The sequence below is a fragment of the Nocardiopsis eucommiae genome (assembly GCF_965344335.1).
Classification (GTDB): domain Bacteria; phylum Actinomycetota; class Actinomycetes; order Streptosporangiales; family Streptosporangiaceae; genus Nocardiopsis; species Nocardiopsis eucommiae.
This window is the reverse complement of the sequence record NZ_CBDRIY010000032.1, coordinates 62489-73442: the sequence shown is the minus strand read 5'-3', so window position 1 is coordinate 73442 and position 10954 is coordinate 62489. Positions and strand designations below refer to the sequence as shown.

The window sequence follows — 10954 nt, the reverse complement described above, 5'->3', positions numbered from 1 at the left end:
CCCCCCCCCCCCCCCCCCCCCCCCCCCCCCCCCCCCCCCCCCCCCCCCCCCCCCCCCCCCCCACGACTGTTCAGTCCACCTCCGTGCGGGGGCGTCGGGGACGAGGACCGCGTGGACTAGTCCACGAGACGAAGGACGCCGTAGTTGAAGCCCTTGCGCCGGTAGACGACGCTCGGGGTGTCCTTGACCTCGTCATGGAAGAGGTAGAAGTCGTGTCCGACGAGTTCCATCTCCATCAACGCCTGGTCGATGCTCATCGGCTTGGCACGGTGGAACTTCTCGCGGACGACCACGGGGGTCTCCCCCTGGGTGTCGAGTTCCACGAACTCGTCGGAGAAGCGGCCGTCGAGAGCGACGCCGTCGATCGCCTCCTCGTCACCGCGCTGGGCCGGGGGAGCCTGGGTGACCGTCTGGACGGATGAGGGCAGGTCTCCGGGGAGGTCGGCCGTGGCGGCCGCGACGGAGACGGGAGTGTGGTTTCCGCGGTGCACCTTGCGGCGGTCCGCGGACTTGCGGAGGCGGGCCTCGATCTTGTCGATCGCGAGGTCGAGAGCGCCGTGACGGTCCACGGACGCGGCCTCGCTCCGGATGACCGGGCCGTCCGAGTGGATGGTCAGTTCAACCCGCTCGCGGACGTCGGCGAGCTTGGGGTTGCGCTCCTGGGACACCTCCACATCGACGCTCATGCCCTTGCGCTCCCACTTGGAGAGCCTGTCGAGCTTGTTCTCGACGTGCTGTCGGAACTTCTCACTCACACCAGTGCGTCGACCTTTGACGATGATGTCCATAGGACCCCCTTCATCGCGTGGCCGTCGTGAAGGCGACGGCCAGGCTGGCTCTGCTCCCCTCCCACGGCGGGGAGGGTGTGACGCGTCGGCCCTCCTTCCGTTCGTGCCCCGTTCGCTTGAGGGACACCGCTCGGTTGGAAATGCGTATACCCATCAGAGGCAGGGTCATCACGCGCCCCAGGGACACGATTGGCCGGGGCCTTCGGACGGGAAAGAAGGAAATATGACTCGATTGGGGTGAGTCGCCCACCAAACGGCGAAGACCGGGCGGGATCGGTCGGGGCCCGGGAAGCTCCGGGAGGGAGAGGGCCGAGGCGGTGTCGGGGAACCGTGTGGGGGCCCGCGTCCCCGGGACCTGCGTCCCGGGCACGACGAACCCCCCAACGTCGGCATGCCACCCGTCCGGCCGACCTGGTCTTCGTCCCCACATCCGCCTGCTGAGAGTGTCGCCGCTCTTGTACGCGACTACTGCTCTTCTCCCGGTCATGAGGGACATCGGGACCCTCAGCGGGGCAGGGCTTACCTCTAAGGCGCACCGTGATCGGTCGACGAAAAGTCGCCTTACGTGGGCCGTTTCGCCTGCGCCTGGCATCGGCTTGCCGGATGCGCTCCACGGTGTTCCCGGGAGCACTGTGTATCCGGCGCAACCACGGACCCGGACGGGTGCCATACCTGGACCGTAACCTGTCCCAGCCCGGATGTCAGGTAGCGAACGGGGTACCAAGCGGTCGACAAGCGCCGCAAACCCCTGCGAACAGGCATGTTTCGCCCGATCAGGGGGGTTTGTAAAACCTTCTTTCCGGCCCGGCCCCCGACCCCGAACCTGGTCGGCCCGGAACCCGGTCCCGCTCCGCGAACACCAGGACACCCACCACCGTGGCCCCCTCCGCGCGCAGGGCTCGGGCCGCTTCCGCCACCGTCGCCCCGGTGGTGATCACGTCGTCCACGACGACCACCCGGCGCCCCCGCAGGTCCACGTGCCCGCCTGACGGCCGTACGGCGTCCACCAGGCCCTCGGTGCGATCCATCCCCCGGCACTGGCGGACCCGCCCCCGCCAGCTCCGCCACGGCCCGCTGAACCGCCCGGGCACCACCCCGGGGCCGCTCACCGGATCACCCGATGTTCCACCGGGGTCCGGGGCCGCGTCCGTCGCGGCGCGGCCGTCATCCGCACGGGAACCATCCACCGGGCTCGGCCCACCGGAGGGCTGACGCGCTGCGACGAGGCCGTCCGATACCGATCGCCCGGGCACCACCCCGGGGAGGCTCACCGGATCACCCGATGTTCCACCGGGAACCGGGTCCGCGCGTGTCATCGCGGGGAAGTCACCCGCACCGAGCCCGTGCCCCGCCCTCCCGGGAGTCCTGGGCGCGGCGGAGAAGACACCCCGCCGGTTCACCAGGCGGTCCGCTCGGCACAGACCCACCTGTGGCCGGGCGCGCCGGGCGTAGCGGAGTACCGGGGCCACCCCGGCCGTGGCCGTGGGGCCCGCCTCATGGGCGCAGGCGAGCGCGAGCCGCAGGACCGCGCCGCGCCCGGACCACCCTCCGCGCCCTGGAACGGGCACCAGCAGCGTGTCCGGCGCGGCCCAGCCGGAGGCCCGGTAGGCGACGGCCAGCCTCTCCCCCAGGAACCGGGTCAGGCGGTGCTCCCCCCGGTGCTTGAAGGCGAGCAGGACACGGCGGTGCCGCCCCGCGTACGGCCCGGCCGTCCAGACCGGCGGGCGCCGCCCGCGCGCCTGGCGCGGACGGTGGTCCGTCAGCAGGGTCCGGCAGCGCACGCACAACGGGTCGCCGGGGTCGGAGCAGCCCGCGCAGTCCCGGCGCAGCACGAGTTCCACGAGGGGGTCGAGGAGGGCGACGATCAGGCGCCGCGCGCGCACGAGCGCGCCGCGCCACCGCCGCCGGTGGGCAACGGGGTCCATACCTCCAGCTTGGGCGGGGCGGGGCCGGAGCGCCAGTGCGGATCCGCGACCTGTGGACAACCGGCCCCGCGCGGTCAGCCCGGGAAGGTGGGCGAGCCGCCCTCCACCACGTTCTGCCAGTTCAGGGGGTCGTTGGACACCCAGATGTTGCCGTCGTCCGAGCCAGCCAGCAGGGGTTGGCCGGGCGCCCCCGAGATGGTGATCATCCCGGCGACCGGGGCTCCGGCGCTGGCGGCGGGCGTCCCACCGTCGAGGGAGACGAACAGGGCCTGGGTCGTGCCGCCGTCCCGGCTGCCCAGGACCACCAGCTGGTCACTCGAACGCCAGGCGATGCTGGTGATGTTCTCCAGCTCCTGGTCGGCGAGGCTGATGAAGGCGCCGACGGACACCTGGCCGTCCTCGCCCTCGACCACCCGGCCGACCTGGAGCGAGCGCACACCGTCCCGCTCGGTGACCACGGCGGCACGGGAGCCGTCACGGGAGATCCTGAAGTGCACCAGCGACTGGTCCCGAAGCCCCCTGACCTCGGCCTCCACGACCTCGTCCCCGTCGCGGAGCAGCCAGAGGGCGGTGTCCCCGGGAGCGGGCGGCTCCTCCTCCGCCGCACCGGTACCGGGGTCCTCGTCGTCGCGGGGGGCGTCCTCGTCCTCCTCCTCGTCGGAACGGTCCTCCTCCCCGGTCTCCTCGACCACCCAGAGGTTGCCGTTCACGTCCCAGGAGAGCTCGGTGAAGACACCGTCGCTCAGCACCTCCTGGGTGTGTGCGCCGGGGCTGGCGAAGCTGGTGACCACCTCACGCCCGCCCAGGGTGACGCCCGCGATGGTGCTCTCGTCGAGCGAGACCGCGAACCGGTCCAACGGGACCTCGCCCGAGCCCAGGGGGCCCGGGACCCGCTCGGCGTCGTTGAAGTTGTCGGCGTCCCAGTCGGCCGCCGACCAGAGCTGGCCCTCGTGCGTGTAGTAGGCGTGCACGCCCGAGAAGGTGGCCCCGGGGCTCACCCTCGCCCAGTAGTCGCTGCCCGGCCGGGGGCGGTCCGAGCTGTCGCCGTCGGACTGCGGGAAGCTCACCTCGTCCCCGTTGAGCCGGAGGGTGAACTCCTGGATCTCGGGGAGCTGGCGCAGGGTCCAGGCGATCTGGGCGCCCATCCCGTACTCGTCGGCCTCGGACTGCCCGTTGATGTCGATGACCGCGCGTTCGGTGTCGATCTCCAACTGGGGCGCGGTCCCCTCGGGGAACGCGGAGAGCACGGCCGGGGCCAGCCAGTCGGTCGGGCCGCCGATGAGCTTGCGCAGCAGGCGCTCGGCCAGTTGGTCGGTGCTCACGGGCAGGTACACCGGGTCCGGGACCAGGGCGGTCCCCGCCGGGTTGAAGAAGTACAGGTTGAACGGCCGGTAGGTGCGCTCCACGTCCAGCTGGCTGAGGATGATCTCGTCCGGGAGGTCCTGGATCCGCCACTCGCCCTCGGGGTCGTCCCCCTCCTTGGCGAGGGTGAAGGTCTCCTCCAGCATGGTCCCGGTCTCGGCCGGGACGTACTTGCCGCTCTCGTCGATGCTGGCGATCTCGTTGCTGCGGATGCGCACGGTGGCGCTGAGGCCGTCCGAGGACACCTCCGAGTCCATGTCCACCGCGTCGAGGTCGGAGAACACCCGGACGGCGGCGTCCGGGGTCCACTCCTCGCTCTGCTCGGGGAGCATGTAGCTGCGGGCGGCCTTGTGGTCCTCCTCGAAGCTGCCGAGGTCCTTGAGGAAGCCGTCGATCAGCCCCTCGGGCTCCACCCCGGGCTGCGGACCGGCGGGCAGGAGCCGCACGTATCCGCCGTAGGGGTCACCGGAGCTGTCGCCGCCCTCACTGGGGACGACGGGGCCGGTCATGGGAACACTCGCACAGGCCGCCAGGGACACGCAGGCGAGCGTTCCGGCCGCGATGGTGCGCGCGGCCCGGGCCAGACGTCCCGGTCGCTCCACGTCGCTCACAGCGCCTCCTCCTCGTCGGACCCGAACCGGCCCCGCACGTCCTCGGCCCCGTTCCCGCCGTCCTTGTCACCGAAGGGCGGGTAGTTGCGGCCCAGCGCGATCTCCGGCGGCACCAGGGGCAGCGGGGATCCGCGCAGCTCGGCGCCGGACCGGCGGGGCAGGGACAGCCGGAACTGCGAACCCTGTCCGGGCAGGCCCCAGGCCTGGAGCCAGCCGCCGTGCAGGGTGGCGTCCTCCTTGGCGATGGACAGGCCGAGCCCGGTCCCGCCCGTGGTGCGCACCCGGGAGTAGTCGGCCCGCCAGAAGCGGTCGAAGCACAGGTGCTCCTCCCCCTCCTTGAGGCCCACCCCGTAGTCCCGCACGGCCACGGCGACGGCGTCCCGGTCACCGGCGGCGGCCACCACCACGTCCCGCCCCTCGCTGTGCTCGATGGCGTTGACCACCAGGTTGCGCAGGATGCGGTTGATCCGCCGGGTGTCGAACTCCGCGACCACGGGGTCCGCGGGCAGACGCAGGACCACCTTGATGCCCCGGCCCTCCGCGATCTGCTCGGCGTCCCCCACGGCCTTCATCACCGAGTCGCGAATGTCCGCCGACTCGATGCCCAGGGTGGCGGCCCCGGCGTCGTGGCGGCTGATCTCCAGCAGGTCCGCGAGCAGTTCCTCGAACCGCTCCACCTGGCTCTGGAGCAGTTCCACCGACCTGCGGTGGGAGGCATCCAGCTCCTCACGGTCGTCGAACAGCAGGTCACCGGCCATGCGGATGGTGGTGAGCGGGGTCCGGAGCTCGTGCGAGACGTCGGAGACGAACTGGCGCTGGAGCTTCGACAGCTCCTCCAGCTCCTGGATCTTCTCCTGGAGGTTGCCCGCCATGTCGTTGAAGGACATCGCGAGCCGTGCCAGGTCGTCCTCACCCTGGACCGTCATGCGTTCGGTGAGGTCTCCGGCGGCCAGGCGTTCGGCCGACTGCGCGGCGGAGCGCACCGGTGTGACCACCTGCCGGGTGATCATGAAGGCGATCAGGCCCAGGAGGATCACCAACAGCACCGCGACCAGGGCGACCGTTCCCTGCACCAGGTCCAGGATCTCCTGCTCGTGCTGGAGCGGGAAGATGTAGTAGAGCTCGTAAGCCTGGTTGATCTGGGCGCCCACGACCAGCGCCGGTTCGACCGAACCGTCCTCCATGTCGATGCGCGTGTACGTGTGGTACTGCTGGTCGAACACCTCGGACTGACGGACCTGCTCGACCAGGCGCGGCGGGACGCTGCCCTCACCGGTGGCCCAGCCGAGCTCGTCGCTCACCGAGGGCAGGATGAACACGCTGTACAGCCCGGTGTCGCCGCTGCGGCTGGTCAGCTCGCTGGCGACGTTGTTCAGGAGACGGTTGCGGTCACCGATCTCGTTCTCCTGGAGCTCCGCGAGCGCGTAGTTGAGCCCCGCTCGGTGGTCGTTGACCGCAGCGTTGGTCTTGGCGTCCAGCAGACCGCCGCGCACCTCGGAGATGAGCACGTACCCCAGCCCCGCCATGACCAGCAACGACAGGACCAGGGTCGTGCTGATCACCCGCAGGTGCAGGGAGCGGCGCCAGTTGGTGTGCACCCCGCGTACCAGCGCGCGGGCGGCGCGCTGGGCGAGGAGGTAGGCACGGGTCAGGCCCGTGTTGTTGTCCCGCCAGCCGCCGCTCTCGGGCAGGCCGGGGGGAGGGGCGGACCGCTCTCCCTCGGAGTCGGCTCCCCTCCCCTCCTCGGGTTCGGACGCGGTCATGTGGGTCCAGAGCGGGTCAGGCGGTCCCGGCCTTGTAGCCGACGCCGCGGACGGTCACGACGACCTCGGGGTGCTCCGGGTCCTTCTCGATCTTGGCGCGCAGGCGCTGCACGTGCACGTTGACCAGGCGCGTGTCAGCGGCGTGGCGGTAGCCCCAGACCTGCTCCAGCAGGACCTCGCGGGTGAAGACCTGGCGCGGCTTGCGCGCCAGGGCGACCAGCAGGTCGAACTCCAGCGGGGTGAGGCTGATCTGTTCGCCGTCGCGGCGCACCGCGTGCCCGGCCACGTCGATGGTGATGTCACCGATCTGGAGGACCTCGGGCGCGGGCTCCTCGGTGCGGCGCAGACGCACGCGCACGCGGGCCACGAGCTCCTTGGGCTTGAACGGCTTGACGATGTAGTCGTCGGCGCCCGACTCCAGGCCGAGGACGACGTCCACGGTGTCGCTCTTGGCGGTCAGCATGACGATGGGAACCCCGGACTCGGCGCGGATCTGACGGCACACGTCGATCCCGTCGGCCCCGGGCAGCATCAGGTCGAGGAGGACCAGGTCGGGCTTGGTCTCGCGGAAGGCCTCCAGAGCCTTGTCGCCGTCGTGGACGAACGAGGGCTCGAACCCTTCACCGCGCAACACGATGCCCAGCATCTCGGCGAGGGCGAGGTCATCGTCGACAACCAGTACACGTCCCTTCATCGGTGTGTCCGGCGCCAGGGTCCACCGCCTCGGAGGCGGGGGTACCGGCGCCTACTCCTCTCTCCTGGAACACTCAAGCGGCGTCAGTGGTCGGTGCCCGTGATCCCCGGGATCGGGGAACGATCCCCGACTGGGGACCGCGTTTCGCCTCCCCAACCTTGCCAGCTTTGGACACTGTTGGAGGAGCGGTCAGCGGTGTTGGGCCCTTTTGGACCGTATTCGGTCACCGGCGGCGTCATCCCCGGCGAAGGAAGGCCCGGAAAGCTTCGTGACTTGGCCGGTTGGTAACAGAAAGCATACAAAAGGAATGAAGTGCGTGGGTTGCCTACGACACACTGCAAGGCCACTGAGAAGCGGTGGAACCGGCCGGTAGGTTGGTTTCCGACACGTCAGAATTGGCGCGAAAACGCTCGCGCGCAGTAACCGAACCTCACGGAGGGCGGGCAGATGAGCCAGGAGGACGACCACCGGGAGAGGCCGGGGGGCATCCCCGACGGTCCCGAAGGACAGGGGTCGCCCGATTCTGGAGACACCCCCGAGGCGAGCGGTTGGGCCGCACCGGGACAGGGTGCCGCCTCCCCGCCGGACGAGGCCGGCGGCCGCCCCGGGTTCGCTCCCCCCGAGCAGGGCACGCCGCACGCGTACGGCACCCCTCCCGCGGGTCAGGGCACCCCTCCCGGGTACGGCACCCCTCCCGGCCAGGGCGCCCCGCAGGGATACGGACCTCCCGCCGGTCAGGGCCCTCCCCCGGGGTACGCGCCGCCTCCCGGCCACCCCGGCTACGGACCGCCTCCCGGATACGGACCCCAGCCCGGCTACGGTCCCCCGCCCGGACACCACCAGCAGCCCGGGTACGGCCCCCCGCCTCCGGGGTACGGACCCCAGCCCGGCTACGGACCGCCCGGACCGGGCGCGCCCCACGGGCACGCGGCCCCCACCCAGGACCCGAACGCCCCGCGCCCCGCCCCCATCAAGCCCGGAGTCGTCCCGCTCCGCCCGATGTCGCTCGGTGACGTCTTCAACGGCGCGTTCACCTACGTCCGCCAGAACCCGCGGACCACCTTCGTGCTGTCGCTGATCGTCATGGCGGTCGCCTCGATCGTCGGCAGCGTCGCGACGGTCTGGGCCACCGGCGACTCCCTCTCCACCCTGAGCACGTTCGACGAGATCCTGGCGGACCCGGAGGCGTTCGACCCGGACGACCCGATGTTCGCCACCTCTCCGTTCGCCACGCTGCTGACCTTCGCCGGCGCCCTCATCGTCCTGGTCGGCGGGGCGATCCTGACCGGCACGCTCTCCTCCGTGGTCGGCATGGCGGTGCTGGGCTACCGGCTCACCATCGAGCAGGCCTGGGCCTCCGTGCGCGGCCGGGTCGGCGCCATCATCGCCCTGGCCTTCATCAAGCTGGCCATCCAGATCGCCATCGGCGTCGTGGCCTCCATCGCCTTCTTCATCGCGCTGTTCATCGGCCTCATCGCCGGTTTCGGCATGGCGGACCCCGTGGCGGGCCTCATCATCGGCCTCCTCATCATGTTCGTGGCGGCCGTGGCCGTCGGTGTCCCCACCTTGTGGGTCTGGATCCGCCTCTACTACGCCATGCCCCTGGTCGTGCTGGAGCGGCTGGGCCCGGGCCAGGCCATCGCCCGCTCGTGGCGCCTCTCCCAGGGCGCCTGGTGGCGCACGTTCGGCTACTGGCTGCTGAGCGGGGTCATCGTGCTGGTGGTGAACATGCTGCTGGCCGGCCCGCTCGGCATCGCCCTCCCCTTCCTGTTCGAGGTCGACACCTTCGGTCCGATCCTGGCGGGGACCGTCAACTACGTGGTCACCGTGCTGATCTACGCCGTCACCCAGCCCTTCCTCGCCGGGGTGACCACCCTGCTCTACATCGACCTGCGGATGCGCCGTGAGGGTCTCGACCTCCAGCTGCACCAGATCGCCCAGCGGGGCCAGCCGGTCGGCTCGGAGGTCTACCTTCCCGGGTACCGCGCGTGAGGGCCCCGCTCATCGCACCCCTGGACGTGACCGGGGAGGAGGGTCGGCGGCGGGCCATCGAGGAGCTGTCCGACCCCCTCTACGGCAAGAACGAGCCCTCCCTCCTGGACCGGTTCCTGAACTGGTTCGGTGAACTCCTCGACCGCCTCGTCTCGGCGGGCGAGGGGGTCGTCCCCGGCGGGTGGATCCTGGCGATCGTGCTGTTGGTCGTGGCGGTCCTGGTGATCGTCCTCATCGTCTACCTGCGGCCCTCCCGCAACCGAAGGGCCGAACCTCCCCTGCACGAGGGTGTGGTGCGCACCGCCGCCGACCACCGGGTGCTGTCCGACCAGGCGGAGGCCCGGGGCGACTACGTGGAGGCCGTCCTCGAACGCCTGCGGGCGATCAGCGTGGACCTGGAGGACCGGGCCATCGTCGGCCCGCGCCCCGGACGGACCGCCACCGAGCTCGCCGCCGAGGCCGCCCTGTCGCTTCCCGGTGAGGCACGGGAACTGGACCAGGGCGCCCACCTGTTCAACGACGTGGTCTACGGTGACCGCGCCGCCACGGCCGAGGCCGCCCGCACCATGCGTGAGCTGGACGTGCGGCTGGGCGCGGCCCACCCCGTACTCGACGACGAAGGGTCCCGATGACGACCACCGCACCGGGACCGGTCCCTCCGCGATCGACCTCCGGACGCCTGTGGCGTGCCGGGAGGATGCCGCTCGCCGTCATCACCGTGCTGGTCGTGGCGGCGGTCCTGCTGTCGCTGGGCGAGGAACAGTTCCCCTCCGGTTACCTGGAGCCCGGCAGCCCCGAACCCCACGGTTCGCGCGCGCTGGCGCGGCTGCTGGGCGAGGACTCCGACGTCACCGTCGCCCGCACCTCGCCCGAGGCCGTCCGGGCCGTGGAACGGTCCGGGGACGACACCCTCCTGCTGCTCATGCTCGACCACCGGCTGCTCCCCGAGGAGCTGGACACGCTCGCGGGGTTGGAGACCGACACCTTCCTCGTGCAGCCGTCGCTGCGTTCCCTCACCACCTTCGCACCCGGCGCGGACGTGACCGGGCGGGCCCACGACGACCGCGCCCAGGCACCCGACTGCGCGCTCCCCGACGCCGCCCTCGCGGGCGACGCCGAGGTCGCCGGTGAGGTGTACTCGGCGGAACCCGGGGTGGAGGCCCTGGGCTGCTACCCCTCCGGTGACGGCTTCTCGGTGCTCCAGGTGGCCCGGTCCGACGGATCCACGACGACGGTCCTCGGCACCGGGGCCCCGCTCACCAACCGCGACCTCGACGCGGCGGGCAACGCGGCGCTGATGCTCAACCTGATCGACGCGGAGCACGTGGTGTGGCTGAGGCCGGACCCGCCGCAGGAGGTCGGGAGCGCGAGCCCCTGGGACCTGGTCCCGCCGGGCGTGCGCTGGTCGCTGGTCCCGCTGGCACTGGCCCTGCTGCTGTTCGCCCTCTGGCGCGGTCGGCGGATGGGCGCGCTGGTCCCCGAAGCGCTTCCGGTCGTGGTCCGGGCCGCCGAGACCACCGAGGGCCGCGCCGGGCTGTACCAGTCCCGGCAGGCGCGCGACCGCGTGGGCGCCGCGCTGCGCGAGGGGTTCCTGGAACGGTCGGTGCCCCGGCTGGGCCTGAACCCGGACGCCGGTCCGGACGCCGTGGTGGCGGCCGTGGCCGAGCGGAGCGGGGCCGATCCCCAGGCCGTGGCGCCGTTGCTGTACCCGGCCCAGCCGGACCCGTACACGGCGGACGACGCCGCGATGCTGCGGCTGTCCGAGGAGCTTGACCGACTCTCCGAGGACCTGCGGTGAGCCCCGCGCCACCGTCCCCCG

Annotated in this window: 8 protein-coding genes; 3 read left to right on the top strand and 5 right to left on the bottom strand. The window is 71.7% G+C overall.

Translation table 11 applies throughout. From position 1 onward, the window contains the following. Window positions 1-116: 116 nt before the first annotated feature. The 5 genes from hpf to mtrA form a co-directional block, all read right to left on the bottom strand. On the bottom strand, window positions 117-788 hold the full coding sequence (hpf, locus tag ACRWK8_RS19740) for a ribosome hibernation-promoting factor, HPF/YfiA family (protein ID WP_017542470.1): 672 nt from the start codon (window positions 786-788) through the stop codon (window positions 117-119). A gap of 773 nt (window positions 789-1561) precedes the next feature. Next, entirely contained in the window at window positions 1562-2713 is a 1152-nt protein-coding gene (locus tag ACRWK8_RS19735) for a phosphoribosyltransferase family protein (protein ID WP_431872069.1), read from the bottom strand. Between the two features lie 74 nt (window positions 2714-2787). Next, window positions 2788-4686: an LpqB family beta-propeller domain-containing protein gene (locus tag ACRWK8_RS19730; protein WP_378745050.1), complete on the bottom strand. Its 1899-nt coding sequence runs from the start codon at window positions 4684-4686 to the stop codon at window positions 2788-2790. Then, window positions 4683-6449, bottom strand: a complete 1767-nt coding sequence (gene mtrB, locus ACRWK8_RS19725; RefSeq protein WP_378745049.1) for an MtrAB system histidine kinase MtrB — start codon at window positions 6447-6449, stop codon at window positions 4683-4685. The genes ACRWK8_RS19730 and mtrB overlap by 4 nt, the downstream gene beginning before the upstream one ends. Before the next feature lie 16 nt (window positions 6450-6465). Then, on the bottom strand, window positions 6466-7143 hold the full coding sequence (gene mtrA / locus ACRWK8_RS19720; protein ID WP_014908694.1) for an MtrAB system response regulator MtrA: 678 nt from the start codon (window positions 7141-7143) through the stop codon (window positions 6466-6468). A gap of 447 nt (window positions 7144-7590) precedes the next feature. Between mtrA and ACRWK8_RS19715 the strand changes: the two genes are divergently transcribed. The 3 genes from ACRWK8_RS19715 to ACRWK8_RS19705 are packed head-to-tail and all read left to right on the top strand — an operon-like array spanning window position 7591 to window position 10933. Continuing rightward, window positions 7591-9135: a DUF7847 domain-containing protein gene (locus ACRWK8_RS19715; protein WP_431872066.1), complete on the top strand. Its 1545-nt coding sequence runs from the start codon at window positions 7591-7593 to the stop codon at window positions 9133-9135. Then, the gene (locus tag ACRWK8_RS19710) at window positions 9132-9767 is read left to right on the top strand and encodes a DUF4129 domain-containing protein (protein ID WP_378745016.1); all 636 of its coding nucleotides are present in this window, start codon (window positions 9132-9134) and stop codon (window positions 9765-9767) included. The genes ACRWK8_RS19715 and ACRWK8_RS19710 overlap by 4 nt, the downstream gene beginning before the upstream one ends. Beyond that, complete coding sequence (locus tag ACRWK8_RS19705) at window positions 9764-10933, top strand: DUF4350 domain-containing protein (RefSeq protein ID WP_431872064.1); 1170 nt, start codon at window positions 9764-9766, stop codon at window positions 10931-10933. The genes ACRWK8_RS19710 and ACRWK8_RS19705 overlap by 4 nt, the downstream gene beginning before the upstream one ends. The last annotated feature ends 21 nt before the right edge of the window (window positions 10934-10954 follow it).